Consider the following 24,385-nt stretch of genomic DNA (forward strand, 5'->3'; position numbering starts at 1 on the left):
TGCACCGGTGTTCCTAAGTCGATCGCTGCATCTGCAATCGTCGCCCAACGACATCCAACAAATCGCAGCCGTCGCGCAGCGAGGTCACCAGTACCCGCGCTAAATCGCTGTAAACGCCTTCGCTGAGCGCAAAGCTTTCCAGCAGTTGAGTCGCGGTGCGGATGCGGTAGGCCGCAATTTCGTGCAGCACGTCCAGTGGTGCTTCGGTATCGATCAGCAACGATGGGACAGCACAGTCGATGCCGGTGACAGGCATGTATCGATCCATGACAAAAAACCTCCTTTAGGTAATAGAGCGTAACCACTCAGCTAGTTGTTGGACGGTGTCTCAGGAAAACCGCCCGGTGGGTCAAGGTTGTCCAGTGCTCGATTGACCAGCAGCTCGCCCAGCACGGCCAATTGCTGAATGGCCAGCATGACATTGCGGCGTGAGCCTTCCAGTTCACACGCGAGGTCGGTGGCCATGACATTCAGGGACGCGAGCGTTTCACAGGCGTGACAGAGCAAGGACTCGGTGTCGATGTTCGGCATGATGGTGAAGACATGGCTGACAGGGTCGGGTCGATTTGGATTGCGCAGGCGCGCGCTGACAAGGGGCTCGGTGATATCGGAGAGTTTGGAGATATCGATAGGCTCGAAGGTCGACCGGTCGGGCGATTGCGGGGAATTGGGGGCGGTCTTTTTCATGTCGGAGCTCCTTGCAGAGTTGAAATGCCATACCCATGCCGTCAATCAGGATTGATAAGCGGCACTGCATGAGTTGGCGGGCCGCTAAAGTTATTACCAGAAAATACCATTTAATTAATCAAAAAAATGAACATCTATGTAATTAAATGATTCATGTTTAGTTGCGCTGCTAATTGTTTTCGTTTTTCTGTAGGTTTATTCGCCAGAAGATTTCCGGTTTTGTAAGAAATATCCTCAATGTAAGTAGGGTAGGGCTGTAGGAATTGACGCTGAATGTGGTGCCGTGAAACATTGTTTGACGGCTGTTAGGTGTGGTTGCAGTATTGTTTTTTTTGCTCGGAGGGCAGGGTGCAGGAAACCGGGGCTGATCAAAAAAACATCAGGGTAGATTAGATCTTTTGATGGATAATTTAAGTGGTAGATATTTAATGTATAAAAAAGAGAAGACAGAAAAACTGAAGAGCAATATTAAATATCTAATAAAGAGTCGCGGAGAAACTCGGCTGTCGTTGTGCAATTCAAGTGGTTTGACCAGAACAACAATCTATAACATTCTTGAAGGAAAAGTCGTCAACGTTCAGCAATCCACTATTCGTAAGATTTCTGACTTTTTCGGGGTGTCTTACAAGGAAATAGAGACGGTTGATTTTGAAGAGAAGGAGATTATAGAAAGTAGTGTTTCTTTGCAGGGGAACATGAATCCAGCTGCGGTACCTATCATCAAAGAAAGCTTGCTTTTTCAGAGCCTTGACAAGCGAATCGGCGAACTGGCTGCAACTCATCCTCTTACTTATTATTTTGGTGCCGCTTGCAATCTCATCGCTGTGCTGCTGGAGAATGAAATTGTTGGCATGAACGAGCCTGGAGATCTATTGATAGTGAAAAAAGGATCATCGAGTGGTGAAAAAGAAAAACTCATCTATGACAAAGTAACGAAAAAACTGCTTGTGACGTGTGAGTCTGTTCTTGATCTGGATGCTGTTAGTGTTGTGGGGGAAATAATAGAGGAAAGATTTAATGGGTAGAAGTCAGGAAAACAGTAGCTACCGGCTGCTTGGGTTTGAAAAGAGCAATAGTCTTGCTTTGGTTATGGTTGTCTCCACAGGAAGAATTATCAAGATCAAACTTGCTGAGTTGATGAAAAGTGAGGTGATGGATAACTTTAATAAGGTTGAAATAAAAGACGTATACAGAAAGTTTTACTCTGGCGGCTCGGCCTTGACGGCTTATGAATTCGCTGATCGCCATGAAAGGTCGTGGATGACCTATGTCGCTCTAAATCTAATGCTGTTCGCTCTTTATATTTTTACGAATGTTGCAGCAGCTAAATTTGTATATTTAGAGTATTTCGATATTGTTGTTACTCCTGGCGTTTTCCTCTATCCATTGACCTTTTTAATAGTTGATCTTTTGAATGAGTCTTATGGGCTTAGGCTTGCAAGGAGGGCGATATTTTTTGCTTTCGCAAGCAATGCCTTTATTCTGGTGTTACTCAGTGTCACTGGTTTTCTTCCTGGGTTGCCTACTTGGGAGCTTGATGGATCATATAATAAGGTTATTGGTCATGTCTCGTCTGCATTAGTAGCCTCATCGGTATCGTTTCTTTTTTCTGAGTACGTAAACTCATATTTACTGTGTAAAATCAAGGAGCTTACGAGCTCAAGGTTTCTTTTTTTAAGGGTTTTCTTTAGTACCTTTTTTGCAGTAATAATAGATAGTTTTATTTTTTGCTTTATTGCATTTTATGGTTCCATGGAAAATGACGAAATCCTGAATATAGTATATGTTCAGATAGCCATCAAAATGTGCTTTGCCGTGTTCAACGTGTTGCCCGCTTATGGTGCGAGGTCGCTGTTCAAGAAATATGTGGCTGGAGCTCAGGCGGCATAAGTTGTGGGGGAGTATAAATTAATAATCTGGAATTTATACCGCCCGATAACGTGCTAGCTATTTCAGGCTTATTTTGCTCTTCAGGGTTTTCATGGTTTTCTCCTTGTCTTCCAGAAAATCATTCAGCCCTTTCGCACGAAGATTGCAGGCGTCGCAATTGCCACAGCCGCTGCCTTTTATCCCGTTATAACAAGTCAAGGTATGGTCGCGGATCAAGTCCAGGCTATTATGGTGGTCAGCCAATGCCCACGTTTCCGCTTTGTTTAACCACATTAACGGAGTTTCAAGGTGTAGTTTGTAATTCATTCCCAGCGCGATGGCGTTGTTCAGCACCTCGACGAATTCATGCCGGCAATCAGGATAGCCAGAGTAATCGGTTTCACAAACACCGGTGATGATGGTGTCCGCTTGCACTTGATAGGCGTAAATAGACGCCAAGGTTAAAAACAGAATATTTCTACCGGGTACGAAGGTGCTCGGTAGACTGTGTCCTGCGTTGCTTGTGCTTGGTACGGGAATGTTGTCGCGCGTCAAGCTGCTAATGGCCAGCTCATTAAGCAATGAAGTATCTAATACCTTATGCACTTTTATGCCAAGCTTTTTGGAAAGTTGTTGCGCGACTTCAATTTCCGCGCGATGGCGTTGTCCATAGTCGAAGGTAATACAGTGAATTTCATCAAACAGCGGTAGCGCATGGATCAAGCAGGTTGTTGAGTCTTGTCCGCCACTGAAAACGATAACTGCCTTTTTAGTCATGCTTTTTTCTTCCTTGGAGGGAATCCAACGTGTGTTGGGCGCATTGACCGTACCGGGAGGATTGGATTCTGGCTGTGGGACGTTTCCGAGATGGCTGTCGGCGCTTTCCGAATCTGTCAGTTGTTGGCAGATATTGGGGAATTCCGAAGGGTAGCGGTGCGACGGGAATGGTCGTCGGGTGCGAGACTCACTTGAAAAGACACAGCCCTGTAGGCGCTGGCGCAGGCTGCGATCTTTTGACCTAGATTGTTCAGATCAAAAGATCGCAGCCTCGTTTCTCTCGACAGCTCCTACAGGTCCTACGGGGTAGGGATCAGGCGCGCTCGAAAATCGCCGCAATCCCTTGGCCACCACCAATGCACATGGTCACCAGCGCGTAACGTCCATTGACGCGGTGCAGTTCGTGGATGGCCTTGGTGGCGATGATGGCGCCGGTAGCGCCCACCGGGTGACCCAGGGCGATGCCCGAGCCGTTCGGGTTGACCTTGGCCGGGTCCAGATCCAGTTCCTGGCTGACCGCGCAGGCTTGTGCGGCGAAAGCGATGTTGGCTTCGATCACGTCCATGTCGGCGACGGTCAGGCCGGCGCGCTTGAGCGCCAGGCGGGTGGCCGGGATTGGGCCCAGGCCCATCAGTTCCGGTTCGAGGCCGGCGTGGGCGTAGCTGACCAGGCGGGCGAGTGGGCGCAGGTTGTTGACCTGTACCGCGGCGCCGGTGGCCATGACCAGTGCGGCGGCACCGTCGTTGAGGCCCGAGGCGTTGCCGGCGGTGACCGAGCCATCCTTCTTGAACGCCGGCTTCATCGCAGCCAACTGCTCCAGGGACGTGGCGCGTGGATGCTCGTCGACGTTGAACAGCTTGGTGCCCTTGCGATCCTGGATTTCCACGGTCGCGATCTGATCAACGAAGTAGCCGTTGGCAATCGCGTGGGCTGCGCGTTTCTGGTCTTCCAGGGCCAGGGCATCCTGCATTTCACGGGTGATGCCGTTGCGCGCGGCGACGTTTTCCGCGGTGATGCCCATGTGGATGTTCTGGAACGGGTCATGCAGGATGCCGAGCATGTAGTCGACTGCCTGGACATTGCCCATGCGCGCGCCCCAACGGGCGGATGGCAGCAGGTACGGGCCGCGGCTCATGGATTCGGCACCGGCGCCGATGGCGATGTCGGCATCGCCCAGCAGCAGGGTCTGCGCTGCGCTGATGATCGCTTGCAGGCCCGAACCGCACAGGCGGTTGACGTTGTAGGCCGGGGTTTCCTTGGGGATGCCGGCATTCATCGCGGCAACCCGGGAGATGTAGGCGTCGCGGGTTTCGGTCGGGATCACGTGGCCCATCACCAGGTGACCGACCTGCGCCGGCTCTACACCGGCACGTTGCAGGGCGGCTTTCACGGCGGTGGTCGCAAGCTCCGACGGTGGCACATCCTTGAGTGAACCACCGAAGGTGCCAATGGCGGTACGGGCGGCGCTGACGACGTAAATTTCCGGGGTGTTCATGGTTGTGTTCCTTTCGCTGGATTCTTATCTGTACTGCGATTGAGCAGGGCGTTCAAGGCCGTTTTCGCCTCGACGGTGTTGAGGCGCTGGATGAACAGCAGGTTTTCTTCGCGCAGGGTGGCTTGCAGTTCGGCCATGCCGGCCTGCGTCATCAGTTGCCGGGATTGGCGCAGGGCCTGCTGGGGCAGCGCCAGAAAGCGTTGGGCAATTTTGTTTGCCGCAGCCAGGCACTGTTCGCCGTCATCAAAGGCTTCGTTGGCCAGGCCCCAGGCCACCGCCTCGCTGCCATCGAGGCTGTCGCCCAACAGCAGCAGGCGCGCCGCGCGAGCCTGGCCCAGCCGGCGAGGCAACAGCAGGCTGGCACCGAACTCGGGGCACAGGCCCAGGTTCACGAACGGCGTACGCAGCTTGGCATTACGGGTGACCAGCACCTGGTCGCAATGCAGCAGCAGGGTGGTACCGATGCCGATGGCGGCCCCGCACACCGCCGCGATCAACGGTTTTTGCAGGTGGGTCACGGCGCGCATCAGGCGGAATGCCGGGCTGTCCAGGTGCGTCGGCGGCTCTTGCAGGAAGTCCACCAGGTCGTTGCCACTGGTAAAGCAGTTCGGGCCACCGGTGACGATGACCACCCGGACTTCGTCGTTTTCGTCGGCCGCAAACAGCAGGTCGGCCAAGCGCGTGTACATGCCGTTGGTCAGTGCGTTGAGCTTGTCGGGGCGATCGATGGTCAGTGTCAGCACGCCATCGCGCAGTTCTTGTTTGATCAGGTCGGTCATGGATGGCTCTGGCAGAGTCGGTTCAACGGACACTTTAAGCGTCAGGCAATCCCCGCAGCTATGACAAAACGGGTCAACCGACCTGATGCTTTTTGCCATATCGCGCCTTGAAAACGACCCACACACCCATTCGGGGTATGGTGCGGTCCGGCGAATCCACCAATAGTAGGGTCATCCGCTCATCCAGAGCCGAACTCGCTTGATAAGGTGCATTTGCTATGGGCAAGACACTGCTTAAGGTGATTTCCAGTCTGTTTGTTGTACCGCTGACCCTGAGTGCCCACGCCGGTGAGGTGAACGACAGCAATACGCTGCGGCTGTACAACTGGGCGGACTACATCGGTGAGAAAACCCTGGCCGATTTCGAAAAGGCCACCGGGATCAAGGTGATCTACGACACCTTCGACGCCTATGAAACGGTGCAGGCCAAGTTGCTCACCGGCCACTCCGGTTACGACCTGATCGTGCTGAATGCCTCCCTCGCACCGCCGCTGATCCAGGCCAAGGTGTTCCAGCCACTGGACAAGAAACTGCTGCCGGGCTGGAGCAACCTGGACCCGAAAGTCTTGCACGACCTGCAAGGGTTCGATCCGGGCCCGACCTACTCGGCGCCTTATACCTGGGGCAGCAACGGCATCACCTACAACGTCGACAAGATCAAGGAGCGCATGCCGGATGCGCCGATCGGCTCGCTAGCGATGATTTTCGATCCGAAGATTGTCTCGCGCTTCGCCGATTGTGGTGTGACCCTGGTCGATGCGCCCACGGAAGTGATCCCCCTGGCGCTCAAGTACCTGGGCCGCGATCCGCGTAGCGCCAAGCCGGAGGACCTGAAGGCGGCGCAGGAACTGCTGCTGTCGGTGCGGCCGTACATCCGCAAATTCGACTCGGTCAATTACCTGACCAGCCTGCCCAATGGCGATGTGTGCATGGCCATGACCTGGTCCGGCGACTACGCGACGGCCATGGCCCGCGCCGAAGAAGCCAAGTTGAACATCAACCTGTCCTATTTCATTCCCAAGGAAGGCTCGCTGATCTGGTTCGACAACATGTACATCCCGGCCGACGCGCCCCATGTTGCCAACGCGCACAAATTCCTTGAATACCTGATGCAGCCGCAGGTGATGGCGGACGTCACCGATTACATCCATTACGCCAACAGCAACGCGGCGGCCACGCCTTTGTTGAATGCCGATGTGCGCAACAACCCGGCGATCTACCCCGATGACGTCACCCGCGAGCGCCTGTTCCCGCAGAAGACCCAGGACGCCAAGGACATGCGCGCCATGACCCGGGTCTGGAGCACGGTGAAAAGCGGCATCTGATTCGTTCGATCGTTAGTCAATCCGGTTAGAGGTTTATTTATGGCGACGCCAACACGCACCGTTTTTTCCCCAGCGGACGAGTCCCGGCTGGTCAAGGCCGACAAGGCTCACCATATGCACGGCTATCACGTGTTCGACGAGCACGCCGAGCAAGGCTCTCTGAACATCGTCGCAGGCGACGGCGCCTACATCTATGACACCCAGGGCAACCGCTTTCTCGATGCCGTGGGCGGCATGTGGTGCACCAACATCGGCCTGGGCCGTGAGGAAATGGCCCAGGCCATCGCCGATCAGGTGCGGCAACTGGCCTATTCCAATCCGTTTTCCGACATGTCCAACAACGTGGCCATCGAGCTGTGCGAAAAGCTCGCCAACCTGGCGCCCGGCGACCTCGACCATGTGTTCCTCACCACTGGTGGCTCAACGGCCGTGGACACCGCGTACCGGCTGATCCAGTACTACCAGAATTGCCGCGGCCTGCCTGAAAAGAAGCACGTCATCGCCCGTTTCAACGCGTACCACGGCTCCACCACCCTGACCATGTCGATCGGCAACAAGGCCGCCGACCGGGTGCCGGAGTTCGATTACGCCAACCCGCTGATTCACCACGTGTCCAACCCCAACCCCTACCGCGCGCCGGAAGGCATGGACGAGGCGCAGTTCCTCGAATTCCTGGTCAAGGAGTTCGAAGACAAGATCCTGTCGATCGGCGCGGACAAGGTCGCCGGTTTCTTCGCCGAACCGGTGATGGGCTCAGGCGGGGTGATCATTCCGCCCAAGGGCTACCTCAAGCGCATGTGGGAAGTCTGCCAGCGCTACGACATCCTGTTCGTCGCCGACGAGGTGGTCACTTCGTTCGGTCGCCTGGGCAAGTTCTTCGCGTCGAAGGATGTGTTCGACGTACAGCCCGACATCATCACCACCGCCAAGGGCCTGACTTCGGCGTACCTGCCGCTGGGGGCGTGCATCTTTTCCGACCGCATCTGGAAGGTCATCGCCGAGCCGGGACAGGGCCGTTGCTTCACCCACGGTTTTACCTACAGCGGCCATCCGGTGTGCTGCACGGCGGCGCTGAAGAACATCGAAATCATCGAGCGGGAAAACCTGCTGGCCCACGTCGACGATGTCGGCGGCTACCTGGAGCAGCGCCTGGCCACGTTGCGCGATCTGCCCCTGGTGGGTGATGTGCGTTGCCTGAAGCTGATGGCGTGCGTGGAGTTCGTCGCCGACAAACGCACCAAGGCGTTGTTTGCCGACGAGATCAACATCGGCGAGAAGATCCATGTGCGGGCCCAGGCCAGGGGCTTGCTGGTGCGGCCGATCATGCATCTGAACGTGATGTCGCCGCCGCTGATCCTCACTTATGCCCAGGTCGATGAAATCGTCGAGATCCTGCGCGACTGTATCCTCGAAGTGGCTGCCGAACTTGAGGCGAGCGGACAGTACGCCGGCCAATGATTTCGTCAGCCGGGCTGTTACCAAGGGCGTGTGCAGCCGCTAGACTGCGGGGCATGAGCAAACCAGACGACGAAACGCTGATCGCGATGCCCTTCGGGGCATTGCACAAATGGCATGGGGGAATGCGCGAGGCATTCGCCCTTATCGATGAGCCCGACGCCCTGCAATACCTGGCGTCGGCGTTGGCGCAGCTGGTGTCCATCGAATCCATGATGATCAGCCTGGAGCGCAAGGACCGCGCGCCACAGCTGCTGTATCAGCACGGGATTGCCCAGGAGTATCAGGTCTCGATACTCGAACGCTATTTTGCCGGGGGCTACTTGCTCGACCCGTTCTGCCTGGCGGTGGAGCAGGGGTTGGCGCAGGGCTTTTATCACCTGGAAGAAATCGCGCCGGACAACTTCTTCGACAGTGACTATTACAAGGCTTATTACCTCAATGCGGGCTGCTCGGAAGACAGCTACTACATCGTCGACACCGGCAATGACACCAAGATCTCGGTGAGCCTCTATCAAGGTTTCGGCGGAGCATGCCTGCGGGCCGACCAATTGAACCTGCTGCGCGCCGTCGAACCGCTGGTGCGTGAATTCATCAGCGAATTCAGCCAGCGTGGCCTGCAGCGCAGTAGCGAGATCCAGGGCAATAACGATCAAGGCCTGCGCGATGACCTCAAGCATCGGGTGCAATCGGCGTTCGAGCAATTCGGTTGTAACGTACTGACCGACCGCGAGCGCGAAGTGGCGCACATGGTGCTGCGCGGGCACTCGGTGAAATCCACGGCCAGCCAGATGAACATCTCACCGGAAACCGTGCGCATGCACCGCAAGAATCTGTATTTGAAGCTGGAGGTGGGGTCGCAGTCGGAGTTGTTTGCGTTGTTTATCGAGTGGTTGCGCGGGCATTGATTGCCTGACACAACCGATAAACTGTAGGAGCGAGCCTGCTCGCGATGGCTGCAGCACATTCAACATTTTTTATGAATGTTAAGGCCCCATCGCGGGCAAGCCCGCTCCCACAGGTTAATTGGTCGGACACACCATCTGTGACCGCCGAGAAACCTGTGGGAGCGGGCTTGCCCGCGATGAGGCCATTGTATCCGACAGCGATGCCGGATGAGGATCAGTCTTCGCGCTTCACTACCAGGGTCAGAATGTCATAGCTCGCCACCAGCTCACCGAGCTGGTTGGTCACTTCCACATCCCACGCCACCACCCCTTGCGGGATGCCTTGCGGGCTCTTCTTGCCCTGGTCAATCTTGCGTTTGCAGGTCAGGCGCGCCTGGATGGTGTCGCCGATGCCCACCGGGTTGATGAAACGCAGAGTGTCGAGGCCGTAGTTGGCCAGGACCGGGCCGACGCCAGGGGATACGAACAGGCCGGCGGCAGCCGACAGCACGAAGTAGCCGTGGGCGATGCGCTTGCCGAATTGCGATTCCTTGGCTGCGATGTCGTCGAAGTGCATGTAGAAATGGTCGCCCGACAGACAGCCGAAGTTCACCAGGTCGGCTTCGGTGACGGTGCGGCGGTGAGTCAGCAGCGACTCGCCGATCTGCAGGTCCTGGAAGAAGCGACGGAACGGGTGCACTTCGGTTTCGATGACCTTGGCACCGCGTACGTATTCGCCGGTGACCGCTGCCAGCATGGTCGGCGAACCTTGTACCGCCGCGCGTTGCAGGTAGTGTTTCACCGCACGCAGGCCGCCGAGTTCTTCACCGCCACCGGCACGACCCGGGCCGCCGTGCTTGAGTTGTGGCAGAGGCGAGCCGTGACCGGTGGATTCACCGGCGCAGTTGCGGTCCAGCACCAGCAGACGGCCGTGCAAGGCAGCGGCTACCGGAATCGCTTTGGCCGCGATTTGTGGGTCCTTGGTTACCAGGCTGGCCACCAGGCTGCCTTTGCCGCGTGCGGCCAGGGCCAGTGCTTCGTCCAGATCGTCGTAGGCCATCAGAGTGCTGACCGGGCCGAACGCTTCGATGTCGTGAGCGCCGCCTTCGGCATGCGGGTCGCGGGCCTGCAACAGGGTCGGGGCGAAGAATGCGCCCTTGTCGACGTTCTCGCCGCGCGGTTCGAAGCCGTCGCGGGCGCCGAACAGCAGGTCGCTGCTCTGCAACAGCATTTCCAGGCGCTCGGCCACATCTTTCTGTTGATCGTGGGACGCCAGCGCACCCATGCGCACACCTTCCACCGATGGATCGCCGACCACCACTTTGGCCAGGCGATCACGCAGGCGAGTAGCGACTGCATCGATGTGCTTGGCTGGGACGATGGCGCGGCGGATGGCGGTGCATTTCTGCCCGGCCTTGGTGGTCATTTCCCGGGCGACTTCCTTGATGAACAGCTCGAACTCTTCGTCGTCCGGGGTGACGTCCGGGGCGAGGATCGCGCAGTTCAGCGAATCGGCTTCGGCGGTGAACGGCACCGAGTTGCGGATCAGGTTCGGGTTGACCCGCAGCTTGGCGGCGGTGTCGGCGGAACCGGTAAAGGTCACCACGTCCTGGCCTTGCAGGCGGTCGAGCAGGTCACCGGTGCCACCGATGATCAGCTGCAGGCTGCCCGCTGGCAACAGGCCGGATTCGTCCATCAGGCGTACCACGGCTTCGGTCAGGTAGCTGGTGGCGCTGGCTGGCTTGACGATGCACGGCATGCCGGCGAGGAAGCTCGGCGCGAATTTTTCCAGCATGCCCCAGATCGGGAAGTTGAAGGCGTTGATGTGGACCGCCACGCCACCGCGCGGCACCAGGATGTGGGTGCCGGCGAAGGTGCCCATCTTGCTCAGTTGCAGCGCCGGGCCTTCGTGGACCACGTTGCCCGACGGCAACTCGCGGGCACCGAGGCTGGCGTAGGTGAACAGCGTGCTGTTGCCGCCTTCGATGTCGATCCAGCTGTCGGCACGGGTCGCGCCGCTGTGGTGGGAAATCGCGTAGAGCTGTTCCTTGCGCTCGGCGAGGTACAGGGCCAGGGCCTTCAGGCGCTGGGCACGTTGCTGGAAGTCCAGCGCCATCAGGCCGCTGACGCCTTGGCGGCGACCGTGTTCGATGGCTTCGGCGAAGTCCGGACGCTCTTCATGAGTGCATGCAATGTCATGGCCGTCGATGGCGCTGCGCAGGATTTGCGCGCCTTGCTGGCCGATCCAGCGACCGGCGATGAAGCTTTGCAGGGTAGGTGTATGAGACATCAGGATTGCTCCGGGTTTGGTCAGTGTGTCTGGCGCGGTGTCAGCCGCGCCGGTCATAAAGGATTAGTGTTGGCTGGCGCCCGAAGCGCCGATGCCGGTCATGGAACGAATGAACTGCGCCAGGTAACGGCCGCGCTCAAGGGCGGCACGTGGCGAACGGTCGGTGACGGAAAACAGCCAGGCGCTGAGAAAGGCCAGGCTCATGGAAAACAACGCCGGGTTGGAATACGGGAACAGCGCCTTGTCGTGATGCAGCACGTTGACCCACACCGCCGGGCTCAACATCAGCAAGACGATGGCCGACACCAGGCCCATCAGGCTGCCGATGACTGCGCCACGGGTGGTCAGGCCTTTCCAGTACATCGAAAGGAACAGCACCGGGAAATTCACCGACGCCGCGATGGCCAGTACCAGGCCGGACAGGAAGGCGATGTTCTGCGATTCGAACAACAGGCCGAGGATGATCGCCAGCACACCGATGCACAGCGTGGCGATTCGCGATACGCGCATTTCCTGCTGCTCGCTGGCCTGGCCCTTGCGCATCACGCAGGCATACAGGTCGTGGGACACCGCCGAGGCGCCGGACAGCGCCAGCCCGGCCACCACCGCGAGAATGGTGGCGAAGGCCACCGCCGAGATGAACCCGAGGAACAGGTTGCCGCCGACGGCCTGGGCCAAATGCACGGCGACCATGTTGCCGCCGCCGATGATCGCGCCAGCCGCATCGCGGTACGCCGGATCGGTGCCGACCATGACGATCGCGCCGAAGCCGACGATGATCAGCAACAGGTAGAAGTAGCCGATGAAACCGGTGGCGTAGAACACGCTTTTACGCGCTTCCCTGGCGTCGCTGACGGTGAAGAAACGCATCAGGATGTGTGGCAGTCCGGCGGTGCCGAATATCATGCCCAGCCCCAGGGAAATCGCATCGATCGGATTCGACAGCAAGGCGCCGGGCGCCATGATCGCGCTGCCCTTGGCGTGTACGGCAGTGGCGCCGGCGAACATCGCTTCGGTGCTGAAACCGAAATGCTTGAGCACCATGAACGCCATGAAACTGGTGCCGAACAGCAGCATCACCGCCTTGATGATTTGCACCCAGGTGGTGGCGAGCATGCCGCCGAAGGTCACGTAGAACACCATCAACACGCCGACCAGCATCACCGCATAGAGGTAGTCGATGCCGAACAGCAATTCGATCAGCTTGCCGGCGCCGACCATCTGCGCCACCAGGTACATCAGTGCGACGGTCAGGGTGCCGAAGGCCGAGGTCAGGCGCACCGGCGTTTGCTCCAGGCGATAGGAGACCACATCGGCGAAGGTGTACTTACCGAGGTTGCGCAGGCGTTCGGCGATCAGGAACAGGATGATCGGCCAGCCAGCCAGCACGCCCAAGGCGTAGAGCAAGCCGTCGTAGCCGTTGAGGAACATCATCGCGGAAATGCCGAGGAAGGACGCTGCCGAGATCATGTCGCCGGCAATCGCCAGGCCGTTCTGGAAACCGGTCATGCCGCCGCCGGCGGTGTAGAAGTCACTGGCCGAGCGCGTGCGCAAGGCGGCCCAGCGGGTTACGCCAAGGGTGAACAGGACGAACAGCATGAACATGCCGATGGCGTTCCAGTTCAGCGGACGGGAGGCGCCGTCGGCAGCCACGGCCATGTCCGTCACCACTGCCAGCGGCAGCAGGAACAACGCGAGAAGGCGGCTCATCGGATGCACTCCTGCTTGAGTTTTTCGTTCAGCGGGTCGATCACGTTGTTGGCGCGATAGACATAGAAACCGGTCAAGGCAAAGGCCAGCACCACGATCACCACACCCACCAGCATGCCCACGGTGGTCACGCCGCCGCTCAGGGACTGGCCGAGGGTGGAGGGGGAGAACGCCACCAGCAGGACAAAGCCGAAATAGATCACCAGCATGATCAGCGACAGCGACCAGTACAGCGCCTGCTTGCGGCGTACCAACTGGATGAAGTCGGGGTGCTGGTGGATGAGTTCTATGTCTTTGGGGCTCATGGTGGTGTCCTTTGTTGTTTTTGTTGTGGGGGCCGCTATGGGATACAACACAGATCATTGTGGGAGCGGGCTTGCCCGCGAAGACGGAATATCAGGCGACATCAATGTTGAATCTGATGGCCTCATCGCGGGCAAGTCGAATCGTCGCACAGGGTTTTGTGTAAGTCCGGTAGATCGGATATCAGAGCTGATCGAAATCCAGCACCACCTTGTCGCTGATAGGGAAGGCCTGGCACGACAGCACATAGCCGGCGGCCACTTCGTAGTCTTCCAGGGCGTGGTTGCTGTCCATTTCCACTTCGCCTTCGATGACCTTGCATTTGCACGTCGAGCACACGCCGGCCTTGCACGAATAGGGCAGTTCGGCGCCCTGGGCGTTGCCGGCATCGAGGATGCTCTGGCTGTTGCGCGGCAGGTCGAAAGCCAGGGCGCGGCCATCGCTGATCACGGTGATCTGGCTGACCGCCGCATCGACCTGGCGGGCGGCTTCGCGGGCTTCGCGTTTCTGCTGGCTGCCAGCGGCGGCGAACAGTTCGAAATGAATGCGTGTCGGCGCCATGCCCTTGGCCTTGAGGCTGTCGCGCACGGTCTCGGTCATTTCCTGCGGGCCGCAGATGAAGGCGGCGTCGAGGGTCTTGACGTCGAGCCAGCGGCTGAACAGCTGCTCGCATTTCTCGGCGTTGATCCGGCCGTTGTACAGGTCGACGTCCTGCTGCTCGCGGCTGAACACGAAGATCAGGTTCAGGCGTTGCAGGTAGCGGTTCTTCAGGTCTTCCAGCTGTTCGCGAAACAGGGCGCCGGAGCTGGAGCGGTTGCCGTACAGCAGGGTGACGCGGCTGTTGGGCTCGGTTTCCAGGGTGGTCTTGATGATCGACAGGATCGGCGTGATGCCACTGCCGGCCGCGACCGCCAGGTAGTTGCCGTGGCGAGCAGGGTCAAGTTCCACGCTGAAATGCCCGGCGGGCGGCATCACTTCCAGGCTGTGCCCGGCCTTGAGCTGCTCGTTGGCAAACGCGGAAAAGCGTCCGCCGGCCACGCGCTTGATCGCCACGCGCAGTTCACCGTCATTGACCCCGGTGCAGATCGAGTAGGAGCGGCGCACTTCTTCGCCGTCCAGCTGGGTGCGCATCACCAGGTGCTGGCCCTGGGTGTAATGAAAGCTGTCTTGCAGGTGCTGCGGAATCTCGAAGGCGATGGACACCGCGTCACGGGTCTCGGTGCGCACATCCTTGATGGTCAGGCTGTGAAATTTGCTCATTGTTGTTCTCCAGCTGGACGGCCGATGCCGCTCAGATGCACTTGAAATAGTCGAACGGTTCCCGGCAATCGACGCAGCGATACAGCGCCTTGCACGCGGTGGAGCCAAACTCGCTGAGCACCTCGGTGTGGACGCTGCCACATTGCGGGCAGGCGATCACCGGGCTCTCACCGAGCAGGCTGCGTTTGCTGGTGCTGCCCTCGGGCGGCGCAATGCCGTAGGCGCGCAGGCGTTCGCGGCCGCCGTCAGTGATCCAGTCGGTGGTCCAGGCCGGGGTCAATCGGCGCTCCAGGTTCGGCGCCTGGAAGCCGGCCTGCTCCAGCGCCTCACGGATATCGCCCTCGATCACTTCGGTGGCGGGGCAGCCGGAGTAGGTCGGGGTGACCACCACGTGCAAGTGCCCGGCCTGCCAATCGAGATCGCGGACAATCCCTAAGTCAACCACGCTGACCACCGGCACTTCCGGGTCCATGACTTCGGACAGAATCGCCCAGGCAGCCGCCAGGTCGGTCGGTTGAGCCGGCCGGGCGCCGAGGTCGCTGGCGATCAGCTCACCAGGTTGCATCGGGGTACGCTCGTGGCAGGAACTGCATTTCGGCCAGCAGGATGCCCAAGTGCTCGGTGTGCAGGCCCTTGCGCGCATTCAGGTAGAAATAGCTTGGCGCGGCCGGCACGGGCAGGGTGGCGCTGGCGAAGATCTGGTTGACCTTGGCTTGCCATTGCGCCGCTACGCTGGCGATGTCCGGGGTGATGCCGGCTGCGCACAGGCGCTGCTCGCTGTCATCGGCGGCGATCAGTTCAACGGTGAAGCGCCAGACCTCGGGGATGGCCGCGAGCATGCGTTTGTGGCTTTCCTCGGTGCCGTCTCCCAGGCGCTCGACCCACTCGCCGGAGCGGCGCAGGTGATAGGTGACTTCCTTCACTGCTTTGGCGGCGATCCCGGCGATGCGCTCATCGCTGGACTGGCTCAGGCCCTGGAGGACCGGCAGGTGCCAGGCGTCATACAGGAACTGCTTGAGGATGGTTACCGCGTAATCGCCGTTGGGTTGTTCCACCAGCAGCAGGTTGCGGTAGGCACGTTCGTCGCGGCGGAACGCCAGGTCATCGGCGTCGCGGCCGTCGTCCAGCAGCTCGGCGGCATAATCCAGCCAGTTGCGCGCCTGGCCCACCAGGTCGAGGCCGACGTTCATCAGTGCCAGCTCTTCTTCCAGTGCCGGGGCCTTGCCGCACCACTGGCACAGGCGCTGGCCCTGGATCAGGGCGCTGTCGCCCAGGCGCAGCAGGTATTCGATCAGATCGGTCTTGTTATTCATGGTCGACCTCACATGTGCCCGACTTCGGCCGGCAGCTCGTAGAAGCTGGCATGGCGGTAGACCTTGTCGTCCGACGGGTCGAACAGCGGGTCTTTTTCATCCGGCGACGAAGCGGTGATCAGCGCCGACGGCACTACCCACAGGCTCACGCCTTCGCTGCGACGGGTGTACAGCTCGCGCGCGTTCTCGATGGCCATGGTGGTGTCGGCGGCATGCACGCTGCCGACGTGTTTGTGGTTGAGGCCGTGCTTGCTGCGCACGAAGACTTCGAAGAGGGTCCACTCGGACATTTCAATTACTCCACATCAGGTGGCCGAATCAGGCGGCGTTCTTGTTTTGTTTTTTGCGGGCGTGGGCGACGGCGGCTTCACGCACCCAGGCGCCGTCTTCAATCGCCTTACGGCGGGTGGCGACGCGTTCCTGGTTGCACGGGCCGTTGCCCTTGAGCACTTCGTAGAATTCGTCCCACTGGATCTGGCCGAAGTCGTAGTGGCCGGTTTCGGCGTTCCACTTCAGGTCCGGGTCAGGGCAGGTGCAGCCCAGCAGTTCCAGCTGCGGGATGGTCTGGTCGATGAAGCGCTGGCGCAGTTCGTCGTTGCTCTGGCGCTTGATTTTCCAGGCCATGGATTGCGCGCTGTTCGGCGAATGTTCATCGCTAGGGCCGAACATCATCAGCGACGGCCACCACAGGCGGTTGATCGCGTCCTGGACCATGTCTTTTTGCGCCTGGGTACCGTGACGCATCATGGTCAGGAGGATTTCGTAGCCCTGGCGCTGGTGGAAGCTCTCTTCCTTGCAGATGCGGATCATCGCCCGCGAGTACGGACCGTAGGAGGTGCGCTGCAGCACCACCTGGTTGACGATCGCCGCGCCATCCACCAGCCAGCCCACCGCGCCCATGTCGGCCCAGTTCAGCGTCGGGTAATTGAAGATGCTCGAATACTTGGCCTTGCCGCTGTGCAGCTTGGCGATCTCTTCATCGCGGTCGGCACCCAGGGTTTCCATGGCGCTGTACAGGTACAGGCCGTGACCGGCTTCGTCCTGGATCTTGGCCATCAATTGCAGTTTGCGTTTGAGGCTCGGCGCACGGGTGACCCAGTTGCCTTCCGGGAGCATGCCGACGATTTCCGAGTGGGCGTGCTGGGAAATCTGCCGGATCAGGGTTTGCCGATAGGCATCTGGCATCCAGTTCTTGGCTTCGATCTTGATTTCTGAATCGATTTTTTCCTGGAAGGCGCGCTCCTCATCGGACATCTCCGAGAGGTCTTTGATGCGCTTTACGCCTGTTTCTACGAGCTGTGCGTACATGGGGGGTCTCCCGCCGTGAATCTGTTCGAGGGCATGGAGAACTTTATAAGCGATACAGAAATTAATATCAAACAGAAAATGACGTGTCGTATTTGTTTTTGTATCGCTTTGGGATGAGTGGTGGTTTTGGGGGGGGTAGGGAGGTCGGCGTACATATCCATTTCTTCGGTAACGGCCGCCTATGGTTTCGCCCTTACGGCGACTCACTTTTTTTTCAAGCGCCAAAAAAAAGTAAGCAAAAAAAGGCTCGCCCCGAGCGTCCGGCCCCTCGCTGGGGCTCGGCGTTCCTTCGCTCCGGCATTCATCCGGGGGCATCGCCCTCCGGTTGGCTTCGCTGGCACCTACATGCGATGTGTTCGACTGCGTCGAACGGCGCTGCGCGCCAATCCCCGGATGAACACCTCCACTCAGCCTCCCGAAGGGGCGGGTGGATCAAAATCAAAAGCAGCCGAGGCGAGCTGACACTCGACCTCATTGTTGGCGCGGTCCCTGTAGGAGCTGCCGGAGGCTGCGATCTTTTGATCTTGGTGGCCTGACAGGCCGACCTGATTTGCGCGGATGTACCCAATCCAATTGTGGGAGCGAGCCTGCTCGCGATGGACCTGAGGTCGCCGCGCAGAAAAGGCAAAAAAAAGCCCCGCATCAGCGGGGCTCAAAGGGGTGCAGCAGTCATGCTTTAGGGCGTTTATCCACCACGTGGCAGGCCTTGCCCTCGGAACGCTTGATCGAGTGGAAAGGCTGCAGGACGATCCGCGAGCTGATCCCGATGTAGGTCTTGATGTGCTTGCTCAGCTCGCCACACACAGCCTTCTGCTGTTCGTCGCTCAGGTGCTGATGCTCGGCCTTGAGTTCCACGTGCACATCAACGCTGTCCAGGTTGCCATTGCGATACAGATGGATCTCGTAGCACTCGGAAAGCTGTTTGATTTTCAGCACCTGCTCCTCGATCTGCGTCGGGAACACGTTTACCCCGCGGATGATCAGCATGTCATCGCTGCGCCCGGTGATCTTGTCGATGCGCCGCATCGGCCGCGCGGTGCCCGGCAGCAGGCGCGTCAGGTCGCGGGTGCGGTAGCGGATCATCGGCAGGGCTTCTTTGCTCAGGGAGGTGAACACCAGTTCGCCCATCTGACCGTCCGGCAGCACTTCGCCGGTGACCGGGTCGATGATTTCCGGGTAGAAGTGGTCTTCCCAGATGGTCGGGCCGTCCTTGGTCTCGGCGCATTCCATGGCGACACCCGGGCCCATGATTTCCGAGAGGCCGTAGATGTCCAGGGCGGTGATGCCCATGCGCGCTTCGATGGCGCTGCGCAGCTCGGCGGTCCACGGCTCGGCGCCGAAGATGCCCAGGCGCAGGGCCAGTTTGTGCGGGTCGATGCCCTGGCGCTCGATCTCGTCGGCGATGTTGAGCATGTAGGACGGCGTGACCATGATGATGTCCGGCTGGAAATCCTTGATCAGCTGCACTTGTTTTTCGGTCTGGCCGCCGGACATCGGGATCACTGTGCAACCCAGGCGCTCGGCGCCGTAGTGCGCGCCCAGGCCGCCGGTGAACAGGCCGTAGCCGTAGGAGATGTGCACCTTGTCGCCACGTCGGCCACCCGCCGCGCGGATCGAGCGCGCAACCACGTTGGCCCAGGTGTCGATGTCGTTCTGGGTGTAGCCGACGACGGTCGGTTTGCCGGTGGTGCCGCTGGACGCGTGCAGGCGCACCACGTCGTGCATTGGCACGGCAAACATGCCGTAGGGGTAGTTGTCGCGCAGGTCGGACTTGGTGGTGAAGGGGAATTTCGCCAGGTCGTCGAGGGACTTGATGTCGTCCGGGTGCACGCCCAGCGCATCGAAGCGCTGACGGTACAGCGGCACATTCTTGTAGGCGTGGTTCAGGCTCCAGCGCAGGCGCTCCAGCTGATGCTGGCGCAGCTCGTCGATGCTGGCGGTTTCCAGCGGGTCCAGCACGGGATCTAGCACGGCTTGGGCAATTGGCATGTTCATGTGTTCACTCGAATTGTTTTTGTGTTCCGGCCCCTGCATGCAGGGGCTTTGAGTGCATGCCCCAAGGATACCTCTCGGCTCCCCGGGAATCGCGATTCTTTAGTGGGATAGACGCTCGATGATCAGCGCGATCCCTTGGCCGACACCGATGCACATGGTGCACAGGGCATAGCGGCCATTGCGTTCCTCAAGTTCGTGCAGGGCGGTGGTGACCAGGCGAGCGCCGCTCATGCCCAGCGGGTGGCCCAGGGCGATGGCGCCGCCGTTGGGGTTGACCCGTGGGTCGGTGTCGCTCAAGCCCAGTTCGCGCAATACCGCCAGGCCCTGCGCGGCAAAGGCTTCGTTGAGCTCGATCACGTCCATGTCCGCCAGGCTCAGGTTTGCAACCTCCAGCACCTTGCGGGTGGCCGGCACCGGGCCGATGCCCATGATGCGCGGCTCGACGCCAGCGGTCGCCATCGCCACCACCCGACCGCGGGCGGTCAGGCCGTGGCGTTTGGCGGCTTCGGGGCTTGCCAGCAGCAGGGCGCAGGCACCGTCGTTGACGCCCGAGGCGTTGCCGGCGGTGATGCTGCCGCCTTCACGGAACGGCGTGCCCAGTTTGGCCAGTTGCTCAAGGGTGGTGTCGCCGCGTGGGTGCTCGTCGTGCTCGACCACTTTGGCCGGGCCTTTGCGCTGGGGAATTTCCACCGCGACGATTTCTTTCGCCAGGCGTCCGTTGGCCTGGGCAGCGGCAGCGCGTTGCTGGCTGCGCAGGGCGAAGGCGTCCTGGTCGGCCCGGGAGATGTTGAACTGTTCGGCGACGTTCTCTGCCGTTTCCGGCATGGAGTCGATGCCGTAGGCCTTTTTCATCAGCGGATTGACGAAACGCCAGCCGATGGTGGTGTCGAAAATCTCGGCGGCACGGGAAAACGCCTGTTCGGCCTTGCCCATCACCAGGGGTGCGCGGGACATGGATTCCACGCCACCGACCAGCATCAGCCCGGTTTCGCCACTGCGAATCGCCCGCGCCGCCGTGCCGACCGCGTCCAGCCCTGAGCCGCACAGGCGATTGAGGGTGGTGCCGGGCACGCTGACCGGCAACCCGGCCAGCAGCGCCGACATGCGTGCGACGTTGCGGTTGTCTTCGCCGGCCTGGTTGGCACAGCCGTAGATCACATCGTCCACGCTGTTCCAGTCGACTTGCGGGTGGCGGCGCAGCAGTTCGCGCAGCGGCACCGCGCCGAGGTCGTCGGCGCGCACGCTGCTCAGCACTCCGGCGTAGCGGCCGATCGGGGTGCGTACGGCGTCGATGATCAGGGCGTCATTCATTTGGGGTCTCCTGTGCCAGCACCGAGCCGCGCACTTTGTAGGACTTGCCGTGGAACAGGGCGATCAACTGGCCCTGCTGGTTTTCAATGCGTACGTCGTAGTTGCCGGTGCGGCCGGAGCGGCTTTGCTCGATGCAATCGGCATTCAACGTGTCGCCCAGGCGCGCCGGGGCGATGTAGTCGATGCTGCAGCCGATGGCCACGGTGGCTTCGTTGTAGCTGTTGCAGGCAAAGGCGAACGCCGAGTCGGCGAGGGCGAACAGGTAGCCGCCGTGACAGGTGCCGTGGCCCTGGACCATGTCCGCGCGCACGGTCATGCCCACGCGAGCAGTACCGGGGCCGGCGGACAGCAGGCGCATGCCCATGGCCTGGCTGGCGTTGTCGCGCTGGAACAAGGCTTGGGCGCAGTCGCTGGCCAGGTTCATCGCTTCATGGTTAGTCATGGAAGTTTCTCCCTTCGGCCACGCGACGGCGCAGCAGCAGCGATGGCCGGTAGCGTTCTTCGCCGTACGCGGCTTGCAGGTTGTCCAGCGTGTCGAGGATGTGCGGCAGACCCACGGCATCGGCCCAGGCCAGCGGGCCTTGGGGATAATTGACCCCGGCGCGCATCGCCAGGTCGATGTCGGCAGCCGAAGCCACGCCTTGCAGCAGGGCGTCGGCGGCCTCGTTGGCGAGCATTGACACGGTGCGCAGGACGGCCAGAGCCGGGCTGTCGCTGAGCAGGCTGACCTTGAGCCCGGCCCGTTGCAGCAGGGCGACGCCTTGCTGCAGTGCCTGCGGATCAATACCGGCCGCGTAGCTGATCGCGATGCGCTGGGCCTTGGCGTAATCGTGGGCCAGATCCAACAGAATCAGGTTACGCAGGCCGTCTTCCCGGGCGCGCTGGCAGGCCATGCGCCCGTCACTCAGGGCCAGCACTGCATCACCGACCCGCAGCAAGCCGCGGCCATCGCGTTGCAGGACTTCGATACCTTGTTCGCGCAGGCGCTCAAGCAGGCCTTGGGCGATCCCCAGGTCACCTTCGGCAACGCAAACATCGACGGTCGCCGCACTGCTGATTTCAGCCGCTGGCGGACGTTCGGCGCCTTGGGCGTAGCTATAGAAACCCTGTCCGCTCTTGCGCCCCAGTCGTCCACCGTCCACCAGTTCTTGCTGGATCAACGATGGCTGGAAGCGGGTGTCCTGGTAATAGGCGTCGAACACCGAGCAAGTCACGGCATAGTTGACGTCATGGCCGATCAGGTCGGTCAGCTCGAAGGCGCCCATGGCAAAACCACCGGCCTCGCGCATCAGCGCATCCAGGGTCGGGCAATCGGCGGCGCCTTCCTGCAACAGGCGCAGGCTTTCGGCGTAGAACGGCCGGGCCACACGGTTGACGATGAAACCCGGCGTGGAGCGGGTGTGCACCGGTTTCTTGCCCCAGGCCTTGGCGGTGTCGTACAGGCACTCGGCCAAAGCGGGATCGCTGGCCAGGCCCGAGACGATTTCCACCAGCGCCATGACCGGCGCCGGGTTGAAGAAGTGCAGGCCGAGCAGGCGTTGCGGGTGTTGCAACTGCGCAGCGATGCTGGTGATCGACAGCGACGAAGTGTTGCTCGCCAGGATGCACTGCGTGCTGCAGATGCCTTCCAGCTGGCGGAACAGCGCGCGCTTGACCTCGAGGTTCTCGACGATGGCTTCAATGATCAGGTCGCAATCGGCCAGGGCTTCGATGGCCTCCACGGCCTGCAGGCGGGCGATGGTTGCGCTGCGCGACTCGGCGGACAGCTTGCCGTTCTCGACCCGTTTGCCCAGTTGCCGATCGATGCCTTCAATGGCCTGGGCGGCAGCGCCGGGGCGATTGTCCAGCAGCAGTACCGGATGCCCGGCCTGCGCCGCGACCTGGGCAATGCCGGCGCCCATGGCACCGGCGCCGATCACGGCGATGCGTGCGGAAGTGTTCAATGCGCTCATGACTCAGCGTCCCTTGAAGCTTGGGGTGCGTTTTTCCATGAAGGCGCCAACGCCTTCGCGGTAATCCTCGCTGCGCCCGGCCAGGCGTTGCAGGTCACGCTCCAGTTCCAGCTGTTCATCAAAGCTGTTGCTCATGCTGGCGTTCAGGCTGCGTTTGATCAGCGCCAGGCCGTAGGTCGGCTGGGTGGCCAGGTGTTGTGCCAGCTTCAACGCTTCATCGCGCAGTTCGGCGTCTTCCACGCAGCGGTAGATCAACCCCCATTGCTCGGCCTGTTCGGCGCTCAGGCGATTGCCGAGCAGAGCCAGTGCCTTGGCGCGGGCCATGCCGACCAGGCGCGGCAGGGTCCAGGTACCGCCGGAGTCCGGAATCAGGCCGATCTTGCAGAAAGCCTGGATGAAGTTGGCCGAACGCGCGGCCAGTACCAGGTCGCAGGCCAGCGGAATGTTCGCGCCGGCACCGGCGGCCACGCCGTTGACCGCGCAAATCACCGGCATCGGCAGGTCACGCAGCTGGCGGATCAGCGGGTTGTAGAACTTCTCGATGGACTCGCCCAGGTCTGGCACGGCACTGCCCGGCGCGACATTGCGGTCGCTCAGATCCTGGCCGGCGCAGAAGCCACGGCCTTCACCGGTCAGCAGCAGCACGCGCACATCGGGGTTCTGCCGTACCTGTTTCAGCGCTTCCTTCACTTCGCCATGCATCTGGGTGTTGAAGCTGTTGAGCTGATCCGGACGATTGAGGCTGAGCAGGGCGACGCCGGCCTCGATGGAAAACAGAATGTGTTCGAAGTTCATGGTCTTGGCGCTCTCTTGGAATTCGTTAGGCGGGTTACTGGCCGGTGAAAGTCGGCGTGCGTTTTTCCTGGAAGGCGGCAATGCCTTCATCGCGGTCGCGGGTGCCGGCCAGCACGGTGAAGGCGTGGCGCTCGAAGCGCAGGCCGCTGGCCAGGTCGGTGTCCATGGCCTTGAGCAGCGCTTCCTTGGCCAGGCGTACCGCCAGCGGTGCCTTGGTGGCGATCTGGCGGGCGACCTGCAGGGCGCGGTCGACGGTGAATTCAGGCTGGGTGACTTCGCTGACCAGGCCGGCGCGCTGGGCCTGGCGGGCGTCAATCGGCTCGCCGGTGAGCACCATTTGCATGGCCATGGATTTGCCGACGGCGCGCAGCAGGCGTTGGGTGCCACCGGCACCGGGCATGATCCCGAGGTTGATTTCCGGCTGGCCGAAACGCGCGTCTTCACCGGCGATGATGATGTCGGCATGCATCGCCAGTTCGCAGCCACCGCCCAGGGCGAAGCCGTTGACGGCGGCGATCAGCGGTTTGTTGAAGCGGGTGATGGCCTGCCATGAGGCCTGGCGCGGGTCGTCGAGGATGCCGATCAGGTCGCGCTCGGCCATTTCCTTGATGTCGGCACCGGCGGCGAAGGCCTTGCGGCTGCCGGTCATGACCACGGCACGGGTCTCTGGGTCGGCTTGGGCGATGCTCAATTGGTCAGCCAGTTCGCCCAGCAGCTGGGTGTTCAGGGCGTTCAGCGCTTGTGGGCGCTGCAGGGTAATCAGGCGTACGCCAGGCTCGATGAATTCGACGTCAAGGGTTTGAGGCATGGCGGATGCCCTCACGGTGAACGCTCGGCGGTGATGCCGGCTTGTTATTGGATCGGCAGCAGGGGC

24 protein-coding genes are annotated in these 24,385 nt (G+C 60.5%); 5 read left to right on the plus strand and 19 right to left on the minus strand.

Features of this window, described 5'->3' with window-relative positions:
- Window positions 1-13: 13 nt before the first annotated feature.
- Both PMI35_RS25735 and PMI35_RS25730 read right to left on the minus strand, forming a co-directional pair.
- Entirely contained in the window at window positions 14-268 is a 255-nt protein-coding gene (locus tag PMI35_RS25735; protein ID WP_008056226.1) for a hypothetical protein, read from the minus strand.
- A gap of 41 nt (window positions 269-309) precedes the next feature.
- Window positions 310-687 (minus strand): DUF6124 family protein, encoded by a 378-nt coding sequence (locus PMI35_RS25730; protein ID WP_008056227.1) that lies wholly within the window; start codon window positions 685-687, stop codon window positions 310-312.
- Window positions 688-1,115: 428 nt separating this feature from the next.
- Here PMI35_RS25730 and PMI35_RS25725 point away from each other — a divergent pair, with 428 nt between their 5' ends.
- Window positions 1,116-1,712, plus strand: a complete 597-nt coding sequence (locus tag PMI35_RS25725) for a helix-turn-helix domain-containing protein (protein ID WP_008056229.1) — start codon at window positions 1,116-1,118, stop codon at window positions 1,710-1,712.
- On the plus strand, window positions 1,705-2,577 hold the full coding sequence (locus tag PMI35_RS25720; RefSeq protein ID WP_008056230.1) for a queuosine precursor transporter: 873 nt from the start codon (window positions 1,705-1,707) through the stop codon (window positions 2,575-2,577). Before PMI35_RS25725 ends, PMI35_RS25720 begins: the two co-directional genes overlap by 8 nt.
- Window positions 2,578-2,634: 57 nt before the next feature.
- Here the strand turns inward: PMI35_RS25720 and queC are convergent, their stop codons facing one another.
- The 3 genes from queC to PMI35_RS25705 all read right to left on the minus strand — a co-directional run bounded on the left by queC (window position 2,635) and on the right by PMI35_RS25705 (window position 5,607).
- Entirely contained in the window at window positions 2,635-3,333 is a 699-nt protein-coding gene (gene queC / locus PMI35_RS25715; protein ID WP_008056232.1) for a 7-cyano-7-deazaguanine synthase QueC, read from the minus strand.
- 313 nt (window positions 3,334-3,646) lie between these two features.
- Entirely contained in the window at window positions 3,647-4,828 is a 1,182-nt protein-coding gene (locus PMI35_RS25710) for an acetyl-CoA C-acyltransferase family protein (protein WP_008056234.1), read from the minus strand.
- On the minus strand, window positions 4,825-5,607 hold the full coding sequence (locus PMI35_RS25705) for an enoyl-CoA hydratase-related protein (RefSeq protein ID WP_008056235.1): 783 nt from the start codon (window positions 5,605-5,607) through the stop codon (window positions 4,825-4,827). Before PMI35_RS25705 ends, PMI35_RS25710 begins: the two co-directional genes overlap by 4 nt.
- A gap of 218 nt (window positions 5,608-5,825) precedes the next feature.
- Between PMI35_RS25705 and PMI35_RS25700 the strand changes: the two genes are divergently transcribed.
- Genes PMI35_RS25700 through PMI35_RS25690 form a run of 3 tightly spaced genes read left to right on the plus strand, consistent with a single transcriptional unit; the run spans window position 5,826 to window position 9,295 of the window.
- Window positions 5,826-6,932, plus strand: a complete 1,107-nt coding sequence (locus PMI35_RS25700; protein WP_008056241.1) for a polyamine ABC transporter substrate-binding protein — start codon at window positions 5,826-5,828, stop codon at window positions 6,930-6,932.
- Window positions 6,933-6,971: 39 nt separating this feature from the next.
- Window positions 6,972-8,390: an aminotransferase gene (locus PMI35_RS25695; RefSeq protein ID WP_008056242.1), complete on the plus strand. Its 1,419-nt coding sequence runs from the start codon at window positions 6,972-6,974 to the stop codon at window positions 8,388-8,390.
- A complete protein-coding gene (locus PMI35_RS25690; protein WP_008056243.1) occupies window positions 8,387-9,295 on the plus strand; it encodes a LuxR C-terminal-related transcriptional regulator in 909 nt (302 codons plus the stop codon). The genes PMI35_RS25695 and PMI35_RS25690 overlap by 4 nt, the downstream gene beginning before the upstream one ends.
- Window positions 9,296-9,509: 214 nt before the next feature.
- Here PMI35_RS25690 and paaZ read toward each other — a convergent pair whose 3' ends face one another.
- From paaZ to paaF, 14 genes are all read right to left on the minus strand, one after another.
- On the minus strand, window positions 9,510-11,564 hold the full coding sequence (gene paaZ / locus PMI35_RS25685) for a phenylacetic acid degradation bifunctional protein PaaZ (RefSeq protein WP_008056244.1): 2,055 nt from the start codon (window positions 11,562-11,564) through the stop codon (window positions 9,510-9,512).
- Window positions 11,565-11,627: 63 nt separating this feature from the next.
- Window positions 11,628-13,274: a cation acetate symporter gene (locus PMI35_RS25680; RefSeq protein WP_008056245.1), complete on the minus strand. Its 1,647-nt coding sequence runs from the start codon at window positions 13,272-13,274 to the stop codon at window positions 11,628-11,630.
- On the minus strand, window positions 13,271-13,579 hold the full coding sequence (locus PMI35_RS25675) for a DUF485 domain-containing protein (protein ID WP_008056246.1): 309 nt from the start codon (window positions 13,577-13,579) through the stop codon (window positions 13,271-13,273). Before PMI35_RS25675 ends, PMI35_RS25680 begins: the two co-directional genes overlap by 4 nt.
- Window positions 13,580-13,760: 181 nt before the next feature.
- A complete protein-coding gene (gene paaE / locus PMI35_RS25670; RefSeq protein ID WP_008056247.1) occupies window positions 13,761-14,837 on the minus strand; it encodes a 1,2-phenylacetyl-CoA epoxidase subunit PaaE in 1,077 nt (358 codons plus the stop codon).
- A gap of 31 nt (window positions 14,838-14,868) precedes the next feature.
- Entirely contained in the window at window positions 14,869-15,402 is a 534-nt protein-coding gene (paaD, locus tag PMI35_RS25665) for a 1,2-phenylacetyl-CoA epoxidase subunit PaaD (protein ID WP_008056248.1), read from the minus strand.
- Entirely contained in the window at window positions 15,389-16,150 is a 762-nt protein-coding gene (gene paaC, locus PMI35_RS25660; RefSeq protein ID WP_008056250.1) for a 1,2-phenylacetyl-CoA epoxidase subunit PaaC, read from the minus strand. The genes paaD and paaC overlap by 14 nt, the downstream gene beginning before the upstream one ends.
- Window positions 16,151-16,158: 8 nt before the next feature.
- On the minus strand, window positions 16,159-16,440 hold the full coding sequence (gene paaB, locus PMI35_RS25655) for a 1,2-phenylacetyl-CoA epoxidase subunit PaaB (RefSeq protein ID WP_007943393.1): 282 nt from the start codon (window positions 16,438-16,440) through the stop codon (window positions 16,159-16,161).
- A gap of 28 nt (window positions 16,441-16,468) precedes the next feature.
- Entirely contained in the window at window positions 16,469-17,458 is a 990-nt protein-coding gene (gene paaA, locus PMI35_RS25650) for a 1,2-phenylacetyl-CoA epoxidase subunit PaaA (RefSeq protein ID WP_008056252.1), read from the minus strand.
- A 669-nt stretch (window positions 17,459-18,127) separates the two neighbouring features.
- Window positions 18,128-19,453 carry a phenylacetate--CoA ligase PaaK gene (gene paaK / locus PMI35_RS25645; protein WP_008056254.1) on the minus strand — a complete coding sequence of 442 codons (1,326 nt, stop codon included), beginning with the start codon at window positions 19,451-19,453 and terminating at the stop codon, window positions 18,128-18,130.
- 99 nt (window positions 19,454-19,552) lie between these two features.
- Window positions 19,553-20,764 (minus strand): 3-oxoadipyl-CoA thiolase, encoded by a 1,212-nt coding sequence (gene pcaF / locus PMI35_RS25640; protein ID WP_008056255.1) that lies wholly within the window; start codon window positions 20,762-20,764, stop codon window positions 19,553-19,555.
- Window positions 20,757-21,206, minus strand: a complete 450-nt coding sequence (gene paaI / locus PMI35_RS25635; protein WP_008056256.1) for a hydroxyphenylacetyl-CoA thioesterase PaaI — start codon at window positions 21,204-21,206, stop codon at window positions 20,757-20,759. Before paaI ends, pcaF begins: the two co-directional genes overlap by 8 nt.
- Window positions 21,199-22,716 (minus strand): 3-hydroxyacyl-CoA dehydrogenase PaaH, encoded by a 1,518-nt coding sequence (gene paaH, locus PMI35_RS25630; RefSeq protein WP_008056257.1) that lies wholly within the window; start codon window positions 22,714-22,716, stop codon window positions 21,199-21,201. Before paaH ends, paaI begins: the two co-directional genes overlap by 8 nt.
- Before the next feature lie 3 nt (window positions 22,717-22,719).
- A complete protein-coding gene (gene paaG / locus PMI35_RS25625; RefSeq protein WP_008056259.1) occupies window positions 22,720-23,511 on the minus strand; it encodes a 2-(1,2-epoxy-1,2-dihydrophenyl)acetyl-CoA isomerase PaaG in 792 nt (263 codons plus the stop codon).
- Between the two features lie 34 nt (window positions 23,512-23,545).
- Entirely contained in the window at window positions 23,546-24,319 is a 774-nt protein-coding gene (gene paaF / locus PMI35_RS25620) for a 2,3-dehydroadipyl-CoA hydratase PaaF (RefSeq protein ID WP_008056261.1), read from the minus strand.
- Window positions 24,320-24,385: the final 66 nt, after the last annotated feature.

The organism is Pseudomonas sp. GM78 (assembly GCF_000282475.1).
GTDB lineage: Bacteria > Pseudomonadota > Gammaproteobacteria > Pseudomonadales > Pseudomonadaceae > Aquipseudomonas.

What these genes read in the sequence shown, in the direction of transcription:
- PMI35_RS25735 (WP_008056226.1), bottom strand. Translation starts at nt 268, where the DNA reads ATGGATCGATACATGCCTGTCACCGGCATCGACTGTGCTGTCCCATCG.
- PMI35_RS25730 (WP_008056227.1), bottom strand. Translation starts at nt 687, where the DNA reads ATGAAAAAGACCGCCCCCAATTCCCCGCAATCGCCCGACCGGTCGACC.
- PMI35_RS25725 (WP_008056229.1), top strand. Translation starts at nt 1,116, where the DNA reads ATGTATAAAAAAGAGAAGACAGAAAAACTGAAGAGCAATATTAAATAT.
- PMI35_RS25720 (WP_008056230.1), top strand. Translation starts at nt 1,705, where the DNA reads ATGGGTAGAAGTCAGGAAAACAGTAGCTACCGGCTGCTTGGGTTTGAA.
- queC (WP_008056232.1), bottom strand. Translation starts at nt 3,333, where the DNA reads ATGACTAAAAAGGCAGTTATCGTTTTCAGTGGCGGACAAGACTCAACA.
- PMI35_RS25710 (WP_008056234.1), bottom strand. Translation starts at nt 4,828, where the DNA reads ATGAACACCCCGGAAATTTACGTCGTCAGCGCCGCCCGTACCGCCATT.
- PMI35_RS25705 (WP_008056235.1), bottom strand. Translation starts at nt 5,607, where the DNA reads ATGACCGACCTGATCAAACAAGAACTGCGCGATGGCGTGCTGACACTG.
- PMI35_RS25700 (WP_008056241.1), top strand. Translation starts at nt 5,826, where the DNA reads ATGGGCAAGACACTGCTTAAGGTGATTTCCAGTCTGTTTGTTGTACCG.
- PMI35_RS25695 (WP_008056242.1), top strand. Translation starts at nt 6,972, where the DNA reads ATGGCGACGCCAACACGCACCGTTTTTTCCCCAGCGGACGAGTCCCGG.
- PMI35_RS25690 (WP_008056243.1), top strand. Translation starts at nt 8,387, where the DNA reads ATGATTTCGTCAGCCGGGCTGTTACCAAGGGCGTGTGCAGCCGCTAGA.
- paaZ (WP_008056244.1), bottom strand. Translation starts at nt 11,564, where the DNA reads ATGTCTCATACACCTACCCTGCAAAGCTTCATCGCCGGTCGCTGGATC.
- PMI35_RS25680 (WP_008056245.1), bottom strand. Translation starts at nt 13,274, where the DNA reads ATGAGCCGCCTTCTCGCGTTGTTCCTGCTGCCGCTGGCAGTGGTGACG.
- PMI35_RS25675 (WP_008056246.1), bottom strand. Translation starts at nt 13,579, where the DNA reads ATGAGCCCCAAAGACATAGAACTCATCCACCAGCACCCCGACTTCATC.
- paaE (WP_008056247.1), bottom strand. Translation starts at nt 14,837, where the DNA reads ATGAGCAAATTTCACAGCCTGACCATCAAGGATGTGCGCACCGAGACC.
- paaD (WP_008056248.1), bottom strand. Translation starts at nt 15,402, where the DNA reads ATGCAACCTGGTGAGCTGATCGCCAGCGACCTCGGCGCCCGGCCGGCT.
- paaC (WP_008056250.1), bottom strand. Translation starts at nt 16,150, where the DNA reads ATGAATAACAAGACCGATCTGATCGAATACCTGCTGCGCCTGGGCGAC.
- paaB (WP_007943393.1), bottom strand. Translation starts at nt 16,440, where the DNA reads ATGTCCGAGTGGACCCTCTTCGAAGTCTTCGTGCGCAGCAAGCACGGC.
- paaA (WP_008056252.1), bottom strand. Translation starts at nt 17,458, where the DNA reads ATGTACGCACAGCTCGTAGAAACAGGCGTAAAGCGCATCAAAGACCTC.
- paaK (WP_008056254.1), bottom strand. Translation starts at nt 19,453, where the DNA reads ATGAACATGCCAATTGCCCAAGCCGTGCTAGATCCCGTGCTGGACCCG.
- pcaF (WP_008056255.1), bottom strand. Translation starts at nt 20,764, where the DNA reads ATGAATGACGCCCTGATCATCGACGCCGTACGCACCCCGATCGGCCGC.
- paaI (WP_008056256.1), bottom strand. Translation starts at nt 21,206, where the DNA reads ATGACTAACCATGAAGCGATGAACCTGGCCAGCGACTGCGCCCAAGCC.
- paaH (WP_008056257.1), bottom strand. Translation starts at nt 22,716, where the DNA reads ATGAGCGCATTGAACACTTCCGCACGCATCGCCGTGATCGGCGCCGGT.
- paaG (WP_008056259.1), bottom strand. Translation starts at nt 23,511, where the DNA reads ATGAACTTCGAACACATTCTGTTTTCCATCGAGGCCGGCGTCGCCCTG.
- paaF (WP_008056261.1), bottom strand. Translation starts at nt 24,319, where the DNA reads ATGCCTCAAACCCTTGACGTCGAATTCATCGAGCCTGGCGTACGCCTG.